Origin of the sequence: Mogibacterium neglectum, assembly GCF_030644205.1 — a bacterium.
Classification (GTDB): Bacteria; Bacillota; Clostridia; order Peptostreptococcales; family Anaerovoracaceae; genus Mogibacterium; species Mogibacterium neglectum.
Genome location: NZ_CP128647.1, coordinates 1,593,976 through 1,610,104, shown reverse-complemented (window position 1 = coordinate 1,610,104; position 16,129 = coordinate 1,593,976). Strand labels below are relative to the sequence as shown.

Annotated in this window: 20 protein-coding genes and 1 tRNA gene; 16 read left to right on the top strand and 5 right to left on the bottom strand. The window is 42.8% G+C overall.

Going from position 1 to position 16,129, the window contains the following annotated elements; genetic code table 11:
* The first annotated feature begins 4 nt into the window (after nucleotides 1–4).
* From QU661_RS07565 to QU661_RS07545, 5 genes are read left to right on the top strand one after another with little or no spacing between them, the layout of a single operon-like run.
* Nucleotides 5–733, top strand: coding sequence for a hypothetical protein (locus QU661_RS07565; RefSeq protein ID WP_304989607.1), 729 nt, complete (start codon nucleotides 5–7; stop codon nucleotides 731–733).
* 10 nt (nucleotides 734–743) lie between these two features.
* Nucleotides 744–1,163: a hypothetical protein gene (locus tag QU661_RS07560; RefSeq protein WP_304989606.1), complete on the top strand. Its 420-nt coding sequence runs from the start codon at nucleotides 744–746 to the stop codon at nucleotides 1,161–1,163.
* 17 nt (nucleotides 1,164–1,180) lie between these two features.
* Nucleotides 1,181–1,414, top strand: a complete 234-nt coding sequence (locus QU661_RS07555; RefSeq protein ID WP_304989605.1) for a hypothetical protein — start codon at nucleotides 1,181–1,183, stop codon at nucleotides 1,412–1,414.
* Nucleotides 1,415–1,459: 45 nt separating this feature from the next.
* The gene (locus QU661_RS07550) at nucleotides 1,460–1,804 is read left to right on the top strand and encodes a phage holin (protein ID WP_304989604.1); all 345 of its coding nucleotides are present in this window, start codon (nucleotides 1,460–1,462) and stop codon (nucleotides 1,802–1,804) included.
* A 2-nt stretch (nucleotides 1,805–1,806) separates the two neighbouring features.
* Nucleotides 1,807–2,739, top strand: coding sequence for a CHAP domain-containing protein (locus QU661_RS07545; protein ID WP_304989603.1), 933 nt, complete (start codon nucleotides 1,807–1,809; stop codon nucleotides 2,737–2,739).
* 242 nt (nucleotides 2,740–2,981) lie between these two features.
* Here QU661_RS07545 and QU661_RS07540 read toward each other — a convergent pair.
* Nucleotides 2,982–3,057: transfer RNA gene (locus QU661_RS07540), tRNA-Arg, on the bottom strand.
* Nucleotides 3,058–3,391: 334 nt separating this feature from the next.
* Here QU661_RS07540 and mscL point away from each other — a divergent pair.
* From mscL to QU661_RS07500, 8 genes are all read left to right on the top strand, one after another.
* Nucleotides 3,392–3,790: a large-conductance mechanosensitive channel protein MscL gene (gene mscL / locus QU661_RS07535; RefSeq protein WP_304989602.1), complete on the top strand. Its 399-nt coding sequence runs from the start codon at nucleotides 3,392–3,394 to the stop codon at nucleotides 3,788–3,790.
* A gap of 360 nt (nucleotides 3,791–4,150) precedes the next feature.
* Nucleotides 4,151–5,521: an acetyl-CoA hydrolase/transferase family protein gene (locus QU661_RS07530; protein WP_304989601.1), complete on the top strand. Its 1,371-nt coding sequence runs from the start codon at nucleotides 4,151–4,153 to the stop codon at nucleotides 5,519–5,521.
* Between the two features lie 90 nt (nucleotides 5,522–5,611).
* Nucleotides 5,612–6,955, top strand: a complete 1,344-nt coding sequence (locus QU661_RS07525) for an adenylosuccinate synthase (RefSeq protein ID WP_330692442.1) — start codon at nucleotides 5,612–5,614, stop codon at nucleotides 6,953–6,955.
* A gap of 139 nt (nucleotides 6,956–7,094) precedes the next feature.
* Nucleotides 7,095–8,267: an alanine racemase gene (alr, locus tag QU661_RS07520; RefSeq protein ID WP_304989600.1), complete on the top strand. Its 1,173-nt coding sequence runs from the start codon at nucleotides 7,095–7,097 to the stop codon at nucleotides 8,265–8,267.
* 29 nt (nucleotides 8,268–8,296) lie between these two features.
* Nucleotides 8,297–8,860, top strand: a complete 564-nt coding sequence (locus tag QU661_RS07515; RefSeq protein ID WP_304989599.1) for a phosphatase PAP2 family protein — start codon at nucleotides 8,297–8,299, stop codon at nucleotides 8,858–8,860.
* Between the two features lie 23 nt (nucleotides 8,861–8,883).
* Entirely contained in the window at nucleotides 8,884–9,573 is a 690-nt protein-coding gene (locus QU661_RS07510; protein WP_304989598.1) for a uracil-DNA glycosylase, read from the top strand.
* 125 nt (nucleotides 9,574–9,698) lie between these two features.
* Nucleotides 9,699–10,223 carry a hypothetical protein gene (locus QU661_RS07505; RefSeq protein ID WP_304989597.1) on the top strand — a complete coding sequence of 175 codons (525 nt, stop codon included), beginning with the start codon at nucleotides 9,699–9,701 and terminating at the stop codon, nucleotides 10,221–10,223.
* 105 nt (nucleotides 10,224–10,328) lie between these two features.
* Nucleotides 10,329–10,736: a GNAT family N-acetyltransferase gene (locus tag QU661_RS07500; RefSeq protein ID WP_304989596.1), complete on the top strand. Its 408-nt coding sequence runs from the start codon at nucleotides 10,329–10,331 to the stop codon at nucleotides 10,734–10,736.
* A 161-nt stretch (nucleotides 10,737–10,897) separates the two neighbouring features.
* On the opposite strand, the gene QU661_RS07495 is transcribed toward QU661_RS07500, so the two are convergent.
* A complete protein-coding gene (locus tag QU661_RS07495; RefSeq protein WP_304989595.1) occupies nucleotides 10,898–11,866 on the bottom strand; it encodes a GNAT family protein in 969 nt (322 codons plus the stop codon).
* Nucleotides 11,856–12,743 (bottom strand): DUF2156 domain-containing protein, encoded by an 888-nt coding sequence (locus QU661_RS07490; protein WP_304989594.1) that lies wholly within the window; start codon nucleotides 12,741–12,743, stop codon nucleotides 11,856–11,858. The genes QU661_RS07495 and QU661_RS07490 overlap by 11 nt, the downstream gene beginning before the upstream one ends.
* Nucleotides 12,744–12,959: 216 nt before the next feature.
* On the opposite strand from QU661_RS07490, the gene QU661_RS07485 reads away from it, so the two are divergent.
* Together QU661_RS07485 and QU661_RS07480 are read left to right on the top strand one after the other, a co-directional pair.
* Nucleotides 12,960–13,160: a DUF1858 domain-containing protein gene (locus QU661_RS07485; protein WP_304989593.1), complete on the top strand. Its 201-nt coding sequence runs from the start codon at nucleotides 12,960–12,962 to the stop codon at nucleotides 13,158–13,160.
* A gap of 96 nt (nucleotides 13,161–13,256) precedes the next feature.
* Nucleotides 13,257–13,877: a hypothetical protein gene (locus QU661_RS07480; protein ID WP_304989592.1), complete on the top strand. Its 621-nt coding sequence runs from the start codon at nucleotides 13,257–13,259 to the stop codon at nucleotides 13,875–13,877.
* 189 nt (nucleotides 13,878–14,066) lie between these two features.
* Here the strand turns inward: QU661_RS07480 and QU661_RS07475 are convergent, their stop codons facing one another.
* Nucleotides 14,067–14,612, bottom strand: a complete 546-nt coding sequence (locus tag QU661_RS07475) for a Gx transporter family protein (RefSeq protein ID WP_304989591.1) — start codon at nucleotides 14,610–14,612, stop codon at nucleotides 14,067–14,069.
* Entirely contained in the window at nucleotides 14,593–14,970 is a 378-nt protein-coding gene (locus QU661_RS07470; protein ID WP_304989590.1) for a NusG domain II-containing protein, read from the bottom strand. Before QU661_RS07470 ends, QU661_RS07475 begins: the two co-directional genes overlap by 20 nt.
* A gap of 42 nt (nucleotides 14,971–15,012) precedes the next feature.
* On the opposite strand from QU661_RS07470, the gene QU661_RS07465 reads away from it, so the two are divergent.
* Entirely contained in the window at nucleotides 15,013–16,053 is a 1,041-nt protein-coding gene (locus tag QU661_RS07465; RefSeq protein WP_304989589.1) for an FAD:protein FMN transferase, read from the top strand.
* Nucleotides 16,054–16,129: the final 76 nt, after the last annotated feature.

Genomic DNA, 16,129 nt, shown 5'->3' with positions numbered 1-16,129 from the left:
GCATATGATAAGTTATCCATTTATATCAAAAACTACACCATCTGATCCATATGGGGATAGAGCGATCGACCATAGGATGGAGCGCACATTTAATAAAATGTGTTGGAGTAATGGTGTGTTTATGACAAGTGCAGATGGTAGCAACTTGCAAGTTGTAGCAAACGGAGGAATGACAGTAAGTGTAATGCCTGGAGGCTGTCATATCGAAGGAACAAGAGGATATGAGCAAAACAAGCGGAATATATCTATCAGTACTGCGCACACCTCGCTGAAGAGGATAGATAGAATTGTTGCCAGGATGGATGATTCCGATAGCGTAAGAAGTATTGAAATTTATAAAAAGGAAGGAGTCTCGTCCACAACGCCAACACCTCCTGACCTTGTAAGAGAATCAAATTATTACGAGATAGCCCTAGCGGATATATATGTAATGCCAGGAGCTACAGAGATAACCAATGCTAACATTGTTGATGTAAGGCAGGATAGGGATTTGTGCGGATTGGTTATCCCTGCTTTTCCTACACCGATGAACTTAGAGGCGATAACAACACAATACATTGCTTTGTTAAAGGCTGCCGTCAACAATACCGTAGCGGGGCAATTACAGAATGGAATTGCTCAGTTGAAAGAAGATATCCAAAGATTAAAGGCATCAACGAATGATATCCGAATTGATAATAATAGTGCAGAGAATGAGCTTGCTTCGTTTTTTGGATCATCAATAAGAGCGTAGGAGGTGCAATATGATAAGTGTTTTAAATACGTTACTTGAAATCAAGAAAATGTTAGCAACAGTCGAAACTAGAAAACTGCTATGGAGCAATTCGAGCCCGAATTCGCAATTTGCAGCACAATCACTTGCGATTGATGGAAGCTATGATGAGTACATCATAGAATGGAGTGATTATGTTGGAGAATATACACGCTCTAGCATGAGTTTAAAAAAAGGCGAATCGGTAAAATTTTGCACATCATCAATTGGCGGTGGTGGCACAAATTTTTGGGTAAATGCAAGACAAGTCACCAGCTCTGGGGACGGCAGCTCACACAGAATTACATTTGGAAACGGAACTTACAAAACACAAGGGAATACATCTATAGCGACAACAAGTAGTGCGATGATTCCTGTGAGAATATATGGTATCAAGAAGCTTGGCAATTAGTAGCGGAGGGAAAATAGATGATTGATTGGACAAGCATTATAGTGGCTGTTGTGACGGCTACAGGCGCAGGCGCAGGATCACTATACGGAATCCGTAAGACTAGCTGCTTAACGGACTTCAAGATTGACAGATTGACCGAGGAAGTTAGAAGGCATAACGATTTCGCTAGTCGCATCCCTGTTATTGAAGAGAGGCTTAAGGTGGTAAATCACCGCCTTGAAGACCTCGAAAACAAGTTAAAAGGTAATTAGCCGAGTTGCACTCGGTATTTTTATTGCTAAAAGGAGGCAAAATAAATGAGAATAAATTGGAAAGTTAGATTTAAAAACAAAGCATGGGTACTAACTTTTTTACTAGGACTTATTGCAATGTTTTACCAGACAGTAAAAGTGTATGAAGTAGCTAAACAAGGGCTACCTCCACAAGAGTTCATGATTGAAACAGCCAAAATGCTCGTTACATGGCTAGTACAGATAGGAGTTATCGTTGATCCTACAACAAAAGGCACAAGCGATTCTAAAATGGCCATGACTTACATAAAGCCTAGAGACGAGATTGGCGGAGAACATACACCAGGATTTACAGCAATATCACAAGAGGAACATGATCCATCAGATGCACCAACAGATAAGGAGGTGTAATTGTGAACGGAAATAAAGTTATAGAGTATGCTAGAAAATTCCTCGGGCAAGACTCTGCAACATTTGCTGACTGGTACTACAGCTCAACCTCATATAGAGGTTGGGCTTGGTGCGCAGTCTTTGTATCATATGTACTCAGCCATTTGGGAATTAAGTGGGAGAAGAATAACAATGTCGCTAACGCACAGATTTGGTGTAGCAAAAATCTGAAATGGGTAAATCTGTCAGAGGCACAAGCTGGTGATATCGTCATATTTTGCTGGTCGGGAAAAGGAAATAACTCCGGGAGCGGTTCGAGAGATCACATAGGGTTCGTGATAAGTAGAAATGCGAATGGCACACTTACAACGCTTGAGGGAAACACAAGTGGCTCAAGAGTAGCTATAAGAATAAGATATCCAAAGAATATTAGGAACATTTATAGGCCAGATTACTCAACTGCTCCAACTGTAGGATGGATACAAGATTCCAAGGGATGGTGGTACAGAACTAAAGAAGGCAGCTACTATAAATCAACTTGGGCGCAGTTAGACGGTGTGTGGTATTACTTCAACAGTTCAGGCTATGCTGTTACAGGCTGGCAGCAAATCAAAGACAAATGGTATTACTTTGATAGTAACTGCAAGATGCACACAGGGTGGCTGTCAATAGATGGTAAGTGGTATTATCTAGAACCTAACGACGGAAGTGCCTACACAAGTGGTATGTATGCAATATCAGGTAAAAATTACTACTTCAATTCTGGTGGAACGATGCAGATTGGATGGGTGAAAGTTGATAGTAAATGGCAATTCTACAACAGTGATGGAGGTCGCATAGAGAAAGGTCTCATTAAGGGAGATAATGCAATATTTGCCATCAAGGACGGAACTCTTATCACTGATGGTAAGGTCGATGTAGAGGCAAATGAAAATGGTGAGATATCAGTCATATAGGTAGACATATTTATCATAATATATATAATATGGTTCAGCAGGTGAGTGTCGCCTGCTCTTTATACATAAGTTGTGAGGGCAGAAATGCCCTCCTTCTTTTTTTATTAAAACAAATTGCACACAATATGTAACACACCTTGTAACACACCAATAACGATAAATATCGGTAAATATTGACAATAGACACTGCATCAACAAAAAAGAAAAACACCGCAACTCGTTAGAATTGCAGTGTTTTGAGGTGGTGTCCCGAAGAGGATTCGAACCTCCGACACCCGCTTTAGGAGAGCGGTGCTCTGTCCCCTGAGCTATCGAGACATGGGTTGGGCGCTTGCGAATGACACCTCCTGTGAACGTAATCCCGGATAAATCTCTGATTAACTACAATCATCAGCGTCAAATGCAAGCTTAATTATAATATCACCGAATTGCGTGTAGTACAAGCGATAAGAAGATAAAGGGAAAACCGATGAGGCTACAAGGGTATATGTGCAATTAAATTTTTTTCAATTAATTTGCCTAAAATGCTTGACCTGAAGCCATTTATAGTGTAATTCATTATGTAGTGAAATATTAATTCATAACATTTTTGTACAACATAGTCTCAATAAGTGTTATATAAGTTCAATATTGAAAGGAGAAAAAGGGTAAAATGAAAGAGACAAAGGGATTTATTGCAGAGTTTAAGGCATTCATCGCTCGTGGAAACGTGCTAGACATGGCGGTAGGTATCATCATCGGTTCTGCATTCACAGCAATCGTTACTTCGCTTGTTAATGATATCATCATGCCAATCGTCGGTGTTATTATCGGAGGAATTGATTTTTCGGGACTAAAGGTTACAGTTGGAAGTGCTGCGATTAACTACGGTGTGTTCATTCAGGCGATCATCAACTTCCTGCTCATCGCACTTACAGTATTCATTATAATCAAGGCGTTAAGCAAGGCTAAGAGAAAACAGGCAGAGGAGCCAGCGGAGGAAGAATCAGCACCAACACCAGAGGTTGAACTCCTGACAGAGATCAGAGACCTTCTGTCGAAACGCGACTAGTTCGGGCATATAGCCACAGTATTCATCCATTGGAAAGGTGGCGAGTAGCTAGATATAAAAGGGCTCTAAAGAGACAAATTAACTAATCAAAAACGAAGGACATGGGACCACACACCATGTCCTTTTCTCGTACGCGAATACTCGAGAATTCGGTATGATGCGTAGTGATTTATATGCCACTGATGAGCAATAACTACTAGAATTCAACACTGAAAGATAAGTAAATTTTAAGATTTGACGGGGCTTGAAGAGGCTTAAATGCTTGAAAAAAAGCCATAAATGGGCTAAAATAGCTTTGTCATTTTGCCACAAAAAAGTTTGTGGTAAATAGTGACAATTTAGGAAAACGGAGGGACGACTATGTACGATATCAGTCAAGTGCAGAGTGAATACAAGACTAAATTGATCGATGCAGATTTTGCTGCCAGCCTTGTTAAGAGTAACTATAGGCTGCACTTTGGCGTGGGAACAGGGAGCTCCATTTACATGGACAGGGCTCTTGGTGAACGCCTCAAGACCGATACGCTCCTTCGCGGATTAGAGATTCAGACTGAAGTTGCTGTGAGAAATGATTTTTTAGAGACTTTCAAGGCAACGAGGGACGTAAACACGGTTAGATTCTATTCATCTCATTACACATCTATGGACAGGATGATGGCCGATGCAGGTAATTGCTGGTACGTACCGATTCTATTCAACGAAGAGCCATTATATTGGGGGCAGGAAGGCAACGGGTTTGACATCTGCTGCATTCAGGTTGCGCCGATGGATAGGTATGGTAACTTTAATTTTGGGCCTACTAATGCTGATCTACTCGGAATTATTAGGAATTCTAAGATTGTCATAGTTGAGGTCAACGAGAAGATGCCGATAGCACTCGGATACGAGTCGCATATCAATATATCCGATGTAAACTACATAATCGAGGGAGAAAGCCCAGAGCTCGCAGAGTTCAGGGCAGCACCAGCGAGTCCTGAGGACAGAAGGATTGCCGAGTCGATAGTGGACCGCATTAGAAATGAAAGCACGCTCCAGCTGGGAATTGGAGCCGTGCCAAATTCTATAGGTGGACTGCTCGCAGAATCCGACATCCGAGACCTCGGTGGTCACAGTGAGGTAATCGTAGATTCATTTATGAATCTCTATTACGCTGGTAAGCTTACCAACAAAAAGAAGGTTGATAAGGGACTGACCGTATATACGGCAGCAGTCGGCAGTAAGGCGTTATACGATTTTATCGACGACAACCCTATCTGCTGCGCGGCACCGGTTGATTACGTCAATAGCGTGCACACCATTTCACAGATAGACAACTTCATTTCGATTAATAGCTGTGTTGGGGTCGATTTGTATGGGCAGGTTTGTTCAGAGAGCGCAGGCTTCAGGCAGCTTACAGGAACTGGCGGACAGCTAGATTTTGTGCTCGGAGCTTTCTTATCCAAGAATGGCAAGAGCTTCATGTGCACGCATTCGACAAGGACTAAGCCTAACGGTGAGGTTGTATCTCTCATCCACCCTACGCTACCGAGAGGGTCGATTATCACTACTCCAAGGACGGCGACACACTATGTAGTAACCGAGTATGGGGCAGTCAATTTAAAGGGCAAGTCGACATGGCAAAGAGCCGAGAGTCTCATCAGCGTAGCGCATCCTGATTTTAGGGAAGACCTGATTCAGGAAGCCGAGAAGATGGGGATTTGGCGTAATACAAGTAAGATTGAATATATTTAAGGTGTATTTAATTCATATTTAATAATCCTCAAGCACTATTAGTGCGGGGGGAGGGATTTATAGCAAGGCTTTACAGAAGGTCGGTTTGCGATGCGAATCGACGGGGTCATAAAGTCGTGGCAGAGGTGCGGTGGCGCAATGCACAAGGAGGTTTTTATGATTACAGCGGTTGTAGGTGCTAATTGGGGCGATGAAGGTAAGGGTAAAATCACAGACGTACTCGCACAGGAATCCGATTATATCGTGAGATTTCAGGGTGGAAGTAACGCGGGCCACACTATCAAGAATGAGTTTGGTAAATTCGGTCTTCACCTCATGCCATCAGGCATTTTTAACAAAGAAGCTGTAAGTGTTCTCGGAAATGGAGTGGCTGTCAACGCCAGAAAGTTCATTGAAGAACTTGCATCCATTGAGGAAGCGGGCGTTCCGCATGGCAAAATTATCATTTCAGATAGAGCACAGCTAGTAATGTCATATCACATGGCGCTTGACGCTTATGAAGAGGAAAGACTTGCAGGGCACTCATTTGGCTCTACCAAGGCTGGAATAGCACCGTGCTTCTCCGATAAGTATGCCAAGATTGGTTTTCAGGTTGCAGATCTCTATGCGGATAAGGAAGCCCTGATGGAGAGAATTGAGAACGTGTGTACTATCAAGAATGTTCTATTCGAGAACCTGTATCACAAGCCCTTGATTAAGGCGGAAGACATCTACGATGAGCTGATGGAGTATGCGGAGCTGCTTAGACCATACGTTGCTCATACTTCACAGGTGCTAAACGATGCGCTACATGCGGGTAAAAATATTCTCTTAGAAGGTCAGCTTGGAGCACTAAAGGATACAGACCACGGCATTTATCCGATGGTAACATCATCGTCGACACTCGCAGGCTTCGGTTCTATCGGCGCTGGACTTCCACCATATGCAATTGAGAGGATAGTTACAGTTGTAAAGGCTTACTCTTCTGCGGTTGGAGCAGGGGCTTTTGTAAGCGAGCTGTTCGGAGATGAGGCAGATGAGCTTCGTAGGCGTGGCGGAGATGGTGGTGAATTCGGCGTAACTACAGGTAGACCTAGAAGAGTCGGCTGGTTTGATGCTGTTGCTACCAGATATGGCTGCATGATGCAGGGTGCCACGGAGGTTGCAGTTACAGTTGTTGATGTTCTTGGCTATCTGGATGAGCTTAAGATCTGTGTAGGATATGAGATTGATGGAGAGGTGACTAAGGACTTTCCTAACACGCCGCTGCTTGAGAAGGCTAAGCCGGTTTATGAGACTCTTCCAGGATGGAAGACAGACATCAGGGGAATCAAGAACTACAATAATCTGCCAAGTGAGTGCAAGGCTTATATCGAGAGGATTGAAAAGGAAGTTGGAGTTCGCGTATCTATGGTTTCAAACGGACCAGCGCGCGAAGAGCTAATAATCCGATAATTTGCGAGGATGCGACGGCAATTTGTAAGGAATAACCTTCATTTTGCATGAGGCGATGCAGTTTATAATGTATAACCTACTGACAGAGACAGTTCCTGACGGCCTAGCTGTCAGGAACTAAATACTTAAAGGGGTAAAAATGTATAAGGAATCAATGCGCCAGACATGGGTAGAAATCGACTTATCGGCGCTAGACCACAATATCAAAGAAATCAAAAGAGTAGTCGGCAACAATGAGATAATAGGTGTCGTGAAGGCAGATGCTTACGGACACGGCAGTGTGCGCTGTGCGAAAGTACTTCGTGATAATGGAGTTAGACGTTTTGCGGTTGCAACAATTGAGGAAGCACTCGAGCTACGCGAGGCTGGATTTGACGAGAGCATACTCATCCTAGGGTTAGTCCCAGAGGATTGCACCGACATAATAATAGAGCAGGATCTTACGATTGTTGTCGGAAGTCTGGATAGAGCTAAGAAAAAATCCGAAATTGCGGTAAATAAAGGTGCGATAATAGACTGTTTCATCGCTATTGACTCTGGTATGGGTAGGATTGGATATAGGATAGAGACACCGCTGGAAAAGGAATTTGCGAGAACTGAAATTGAAGAGATCGACGAGCTTGAGGGACTTCGCATCAACGGTATGGTTTCGCACTTTGCGACTTCTGATGAAGCTGATTCAACGTATACGAACAAGCAGCTTTCACTGTTTAATGACTTCTATGAGGAACTCGCAGGCTGTGGCATCAATGTTCCAATGCTGTGTATCGCTAATAGCGCTGCTATTATGAACTACCCAAAGACCCATTTCGATGCAGTCAGACCTGGGATAATTCTCTACGGATGTTATCCGTCTGAAGAGGTGGATAAGACGAGACTGGATTTAAAGCCAGTTATGTCTGTAAAAGCATATATTATCCACATTAAAACAGTGCCAGCAGGGACGTCAATTAGTTACGGTAGAAAGTTTGTATCGGAGAGAGAGAGCAAGATTGCGACAATTTCTATCGGCTACGCAGACGGTTATTCGAGGACTCTCACCGGAAAGGCAGAGGTTCTTGTGCATGGGCATCGAGTTCCAGTCGTAGGAAGCATTTGCATGGATCAGTGCATGATAGATGTGACTGATGTACCAGATGTCGCAGCAGGAGATGAAGTCGTAATCATGGGACGTTCTCTAGATGATGAAATCTCGGCTGAAGAGCTCGCTGGCAAGATTGGAACTATCAACTATGAGATTCTGTGCGATTTTGGCATGAGGTTACACAAGATATATATTTATGCTGCAGATGATGACGATACCCTCATCTAAACTAGGAGTACAGTAGATTGGAGTTTTAAATGTTAGAGACTATTCGAAATTTCGACGGTTCGCTACTCATAAAGTTTCAGCACCTTACAGTCCATGATTCATTGACACCTATAGTTAAGGTCTTCACTCACCTGGGAGATGTCGGCATTATGTGGATAGTTATTGCAATACTACTTATGTTTTTTAAGCGCACCAGAAAGTATGGACTACTGATGTTCGCATCGCTGGTGTTGACATATCTTGTAAACAATCTGCTTCTTAAAGATTTAATCGATAGAACTAGGCCATACGAGATGTTTGATAATGTTCAGCGGCTTATTGGTAAGCAACATGATGCGTCTTTCCCTTCAGGCCATTCGGCCAGTTCGTTTGCTGCAGCTATGTGTATATATCTGAATGGTCCTAAGAAATACGGAATCCCAGCACTCTTGCTAGCGCTCTTGATTGCACTTTCGAGACTCTATGTAGGAGTTCACTATCCTGGAGATATAGTGACAGGAGCGATTATAGGTTCGCTCATGGCGTGGCTAGTATATAAAGTGTATGATGCAAGGCAGGAAGCGCTACATCCGGCAAAGCATAGAAGGAAGTAGCTAGTATTATGGCAGGAGGCTTTATGAGTGCAGACGGACTAAAAATTGGAAATGAATGGGACACCATACTTGCCGAAGAGAGGGAGAAACCATATTATAACGAGCTCGAGAGATTCCTCGACGAAGAATATGTGGCACATACAATATTTCCACCGCGTGATGAAATATTTACAGCTTTCAGGTACACTCCGTATAACGAAGTAAAGGTGCTGCTTCTGGGACAGGATCCTTACCATGAAAAAGGACAAGCCCACGGCATGGCTTTCTCGGTTCAGAAGGGCGTGAAACAGCCACCCTCGCTGGTAAATATTTTTAAAGAGATAAACTCTGACCTAGGGATTGCTCCGCCGCCTATTGATAACGGCTGTTTGATTCCGTGGGCTCGGTCTGGGGTATTGCTTCTCAACACAGTTCTCACGGTCAGGGAACACGAGGCTAATTCTCATCGCGGAAAGGGATGGGAACAGCTGACGGATGCGGTTATAAGAAAGTTAAATGAACGCGAGAAACCCCTGGTATTTATATTATGGGGATCTAATGCCAAGTCTAAGTTGCCACTCATCACGAATAAACAACATCTTGTAATAGCGGGTGCGCATCCTAGTCCGCTTTCCGCATATAGGGGGTTTTTCGGAGGCAAATACTTCTCTCGTGCTAACGATTTCCTCGAGAGGCACGGAATACCTACGGTTAATTGGGATATTCAGCAGTGATATCATTCGTGATAAGCGTTCACATAACAACCACGAGGAATTCATGATATTATATGGACGGATATGTTATATTTCAAAGGATTAGTAAACATTTTATAAATTTTATTTAAGGAAAGGTTGGAATCATGAACAACAAGAAACTTAAGACATCAAAGGTTATTATTGGACTTTACGTATGCACTGGAATCGTTTCAGTATATGCGCTATATGCAATTTTCAATTCGATCACATACCTCAGAAATTACTTCAAGACATATGGATCATCAATTGGAGAGCACTTCGGAGATGCCCTTTCTTATATCCTAAATCAGAGCTTGTCATACATCGCATTTGCTGTCCTTCTATTTGCAGCAGCTACAGTTCTGCATGAGGTTAGAAAGCTAAATCCTGATAACTACCTCAGCCAGGAAGAACTACAGATTCTAGCAGTAAAAAAGGCAGAGAAAGAAGCAAAGGCTGCAGAAGTAAAGGCTGATAAGGCTGCAAAGACTGCAGAAGCTAAGGCAGTTAAGGAGGCTAAAAAGGTCGCTAAGGAAACTGCAAAGGCTGAGGCTGCAGTAGAGTCAGCAAAGCTTGGAGAAGTAGCAGTAGAAGAAGAGGTTGAAGAACTAGCTGAAGAAGTAGTTGAGGATGCTTTCAAGGTCAAGTAATATCGCCTTTAGATGAGCAATCTAATCAATAATCTATATTATGAGCTGTTGCGTTATGCAATAGGCTTCAGATGATGTTTCGATACAATAATTGGGAATTGTAATATGATTAAGGCAGAGATTCGTATAAATAGAACGCTCCCTACAGAGCTGATTAAATTAATGAATAAGTGTGGGGAGCGTAAACGCAGCCCGAAGACTGTCATCAAAGCGCTGAGGGACGGTCTATTTATGGCGGGTCTTTATGTGGATGGTGAGCTTGTTGCTTTTGGCAGGGTGTCGGGAGATGGGGCGATGTATTTCCTTATTACCGATGTGATGGTAGACCCAGCTTATGAAGATAGTGGTGTCGATGTGCAACTGTACAAGGAGATAGATGATTTCCTTCTCGCTGTAGCACCTAACGATAGTAGAGTTCTTGCAATGACTAATAAGAAATATGAATCTGTATTTAGAACCTTCGGCTACGAATACATGGATCCCGATTATCGAACTGTGATGATCAGGGAATAACCGACTGATCGTAAGGAGGTGCTGACATCAAGCCGATAATATGGAATATGAATCTCAATCGCACACTGTCTATCGAGAAGATTTGCGCAATTTGAAACCAGATGTTGAAATACGAAATCGTATCTGCAGTCCGAAGATTAGGCTTTATAAATGATTGAGTGCTAACCGAAGGTGAAGCCCATATAAGGAGGGCATTCGCCATGTTCGGGGCTATATACCTCAGCTAGTTCCTTGTAGCTAGCTGAAATCATACCCAGAGGAGCGGACGATTCACTTCCAGCCCTGCTAGGCATCATGTAGTCACAGCGCTGAGCGCCGCATCTAGCTGCGAGTGCCTTCGCGATTGCAAGCCCGAGCTCCTTGTGGCCACCATCTTCACTGAAGGTGAGGAGTTCGGACACAGAGAGAGAGCCCGGCCCTGCGGTCTCACACGCTGCGATAGCCAAAGGCTCTGCGCCATCAGAAATCAGCATAAGCCCAGAACCGTCATCCTCAGCAGGCGCAGAGCCCGAAACATCTGCCTCCACCAGCCCTGCTACAAACCTCAGAGCCCCGTCTGAAAGCTTGATGTGGACGCGATTCGCCAGAATCTTTTCTCTATAATTATTATATTCCTGCGGTGTTATGATTTTAAATTGAAGCTGTAAGAACTCAAAATTATCCTGCTCAGACACATGGATAAAACCTTGCTCGGCATACATGAACTTCTTATACTCCAGCGGTTCATAAAACTTTATTAGGCTCGGTTCAGCTGGGGAGAGCATGGATAGTTTCCTGCTACTCTCAGCAATTTCTCTTGCATACACAGTTATGTGTGAACCGTAACCTTTGCCTCGTGCGGCAGGGTCAGTGCATATCGCATAACTCATCTCTATTGATTTTCCAGCTATTTCTGATTTTTTGCCTGTGGGGATGACTAACCTTCCCATGTCAAACTGAGTGAGCGCTGCTTGAAGCACCGCGCCATCACCTTGCTCTTCGATAATTAAGAAGTCGAGATAGTCATCACGGAAGCAATCGTCAAAGAATTCGATAAACCCTTCATCATCTCCGAATACTTTGCTGCGAAGTGAGATAAAACTCGCGAGGTCTGAATCCTCCCTCGGTCTTATTATATAGTTATTTTTCATAAGCAGTGTATTTCATAAGCAAGACATCTGGGTGATAGCTTTCCTTGGCTTTCCTAAGGCCTTCAAGACCCATGTCTTCCTCTCGGTTGATGTATTCTACATCAGGGAACTTCTCGGAAATAGCCTTTACGAATTCACGATTGATCATAGTATACGCACCTTCAACACCTGGTAGTGCCTTTTCAAAATGGACGTCCATGGTGAGTTGATCAAGCTGAGTAGCAGCAGTGAATGCAACAGGCTCTCCGTTTTGGTACAGAATTCCGCCAAAGAAACCAAGCTCTTCATAATTTTCGAACATCTGCTCGATAGCATCCGCTTCTTTGACAAGGTCAGGATCGCCTTTCTCCTTGTAGAATTCAGAGACGAATGCTCTTGCGGAATCTATATCTGATCCGTTCTCGATGAGCTTGAACTCCCATTCACCGTTTCTCTCAAAATGCTTGATGTGATTGCGCTTTGACGAAAGCTTACGCCCCTTAAGGTCACGCAGCTTCTCAACTGTGTATATGTAGTCAGCATCTTCACGATTTTCCTCTATTGTGAATTGATCGCCGTATACAGGTTCAAACTCTTCAAGGGTTTTAGGTGTGAGACCACGCATTATCAATTTCTGCCCACGCGAATGTGCGTCTTCTAGCAGTTCCTCAATAATTGGTTCAACATCACCGCTTCCCTTAGGATATGCGAAGATGTATCCAAACTTAGGCATTCTTATGATCATACGCTCGCCGATAAAAGCGATTTCTGGCTCGTATGCGTGCCTCCAGATATATAAATTTGCAAAACTGTAGTCGGCACCATGACATCCGCTCGAACAGATTACGGTCTTTGCAAAGTCCTGGTCATCTAACCTGACAGGTCTAAATTCTAGCATTAGTCTCTCCCTTTTAATTTCTTAATCAAAGTATACGATTCTATTTTACAAAATTAACATCTCATTATAGCACTAAAAACCAACATGTAAAGTGAATTCCGAGTGAATAAGTAGGAATTTAAAAAGATACTTTCATGCTATTGATTTTATAACTTCAAAATGTTACTGTTGCAATAGAAATATAGAAATGACATTCGGAAAGGGGATGAAAGATAAATGGCTAAGATTACAAAGGATATGATTATCGGTGATGTTATCAATGAACATCCAGATCTAATTCAGGTATTCTTCCAGAACGGAATGATGTGCATCGGTTGCCCTGCTTCCCAGGGAGAGTCGATTGGACAGGCTGCTCAGGTTCACGGACTTGATGGAGACCACCTGGTTAATGCTCTTAATGCTGCAATTGACGCATAAGATACATACATTCCATATATGGATTAGATTTCGTTATATAGCAGGGTGTGATTGCCCTGCTTTTGTTTTTAGTTATAGGTATAGGGATATATTAGGATGAAGAGAGAGTTAAATCACCATTACATAGGTGAATCGTATGGAGGTAACCAGGACTGGTTTCGTACATTGTGGCTGCGAATAGGTGGCTGCGGTGCGGAGACTGCATGTGAGAGCAGTTTATATTTTGCGCGCGAGCTTGGATTCACGAAGCTATATCCATTTAACTCTGATGATGTTAAGCGAGAAGAGTATGTAGACTTCGCGCATATGATGGAAGACTACCTATGGCCAAGACTTACTGGTATTAACAAACTATCTATTTATATAAATGGGTATGTAAAATATCTTCGAGATGCTGGCGAATACCGAGTGGATGTGGGTGAATTCTCTGGAGACCATACTTACGAGGAGGCAGCAGAAAAAGTGAAGGAACAGATAGATTCAGGACTACCTATCCCGTTTTTAACACTTAGGCACAATGATACACGCTTCAGCGACTATGTATGGCATTGGTATATTGTAAATGGATATGATGAGACACAGGAGGGGCTTAAGGTTAAGGCTGTGACATACAGCGGCTATAAATGGCTTGATCTCAAGGGACTTTGGAACACTGGTTGTAAACCGACCGGTGGGATGATCATATATACCGTACACGATAAAATTTCGGAACTATAATTTATACAGATGTGTATTATTAGGGGCATTTTTCTTGCAATAATACGAATAGGCAAGGTGTGAAAGAATAAACACATGAAAAAACGACTGCGAGACAAGATTAAACTTCTCACAGCCATTTTTGATTATAAAATTTTATAGCGATAAACCACTATATTAGTTTAATATATTTATTACTAAAATAATAATCTATCGTATAAATTTTGCTCTTTTAATCACTAATTCTGCAGCTATACCGATGGCAACTCCTGCAATCGTTCCAGAAATCATCAGCACTGGTAGGTAGTAGAAAATCCTGATGTCATTAATGAGCAATGCTGCAATTGCAAGCTGTCCCATATTGTGCAGGAAACCGCCTGCCATACTGACACCGGTAATGCTGAAGAGATTGGTCTTCTTGAGTAAAATCATGCCGATCAAACTAATTGTTGCACCTGCTAGGGAGTAGAGCATACCGAACGCACCGTTAAAAAGCAGGCCTGCGACTACTATTCTAATGACATTTAACATGACTGCGTATTTTGCGGATAACTTATACAGCGCAACAACAGCCACTAAGTTAGCTATCCCTAATTTGATCCCCGGAATGCCTGGGGTATATGGTATAATAGCTTCGACATACGATAAAATTAGAGCCAGTGAAGCTAGTAGCGCAACGGTTGCGACATTATTGCTGCGGTTACGAGGAGTCCTGCGCGAAGGCTCGGTTGAGTGTTTAACTCGATACTGAGTCATACTTATTCGCCTCCTTTCCGCCTATCGAAACGACAACTTTATTAGGGAGGCATATTATGCTTTCCCCGGTCTTGCTTATAGCTTTGTGCTTTACGCACACTTGATTTTGGCATGATGCTTCGGACATAGTTACGTAGCCGTGCTTAATTCTGATTACGTTGAGCTTATTTCCTTGCTTTACAGCGATAGTTTTATCCTCTGACAAGCTGTACACTCCGTACTTCTTGCCATCTACTGTCACGGTGACTTTGTCTCCTGAATGACTCGTCATGCTGAGCCACACAGAGGAGGCTATACCAAGTGAAACGAGGATTATGAAGAGGACGATATCAGCTTTTCTTATAAATCCTTTTAACATTGTTCGTTATCCCCTGTAACCCCTTAACTGTGAGGTAATAAATTGATTAAAATTAGCAAACAAACCATAAAACTTTCGTTAATATTCATAATAATTGCAACGGTTATTATAACACAGACAGCCTGCAAGAACACCAAGGATGTTGAGCCAGTATCTAAGGAAGGCTTCTATCTCGACACAGCGTGCAAGATTTCGATATATGACATGGATGGAGACCTAGATAAGGAGAAAGCAGAGGCTGCAATCGACAAGGCTTATAAAAGGTGTCGCGAACTCGAGAATACTTTAAGCAATACAATCGAGTCGAGTGAAGTCAGTCAAATCAACAATGCTGGTGGCAAGTGGGTAACTGTAGGAAAAGATACGCTCAAGGTTGTGAAGGCTGGTGTGAAGTATGGTGAGCTATCCGATGGCGATTTCGACATAACTATTGGATCAGTTTCAGGGCTATGGGACTTTCAGGCTGAGAATCCAGCAGTTCCAGATCAGTCTAAGATTACAGAGGCGCTCAAGCATGTAAACTATAAGAATATTCAGTTCGACGGAAACAAGATAAGAATCATCGATCCTGAGGCTAAACTCGACCTAGGCGGAATTGCAAAGGGATATGTTGCAGATGAACTTACGACTCTTCTCGAGAAGGAAGGTGTAACATCGGCTGTAATTAATCTCGGAGGGAATATTTCAACGATAGGTGGTAAACCGGATGGCAGTCCATTTATCATCGGAATAGAGAAACCATACACGGATAGGACTGAAATTATCGGAACGACGACAGCGGATAATCAGACAGTTGTAACTTCTGGAATATATGAGAGACAGTTTCAAAAGGATGGTAAAATTTATCATCATGTGCTAAGCAGCAAGACTGGATATCCAGTCGAGACTCAACTTGAGGCTGTCAGCTTGGTGGCTAAGAAGGGACGCTCGATGGATATCGATGCTATGAGTACAATCTGCCTGATGAAGGGTGTAGACGGCGGAAAGGCATTTATCAAGAAGCAGAAAGGTGTTGAGGCTGTCTTTAGCGCACAGGGCAAGGAAGTTGCCAAGACTAAGGGTATGAAATTCACGGCTGAATAGTGGATTAAAGCACAGTTAATAGATAATCTCAATCTCAAATGTAGTGGATTGGTATGCAATATATAGAAATCAAACA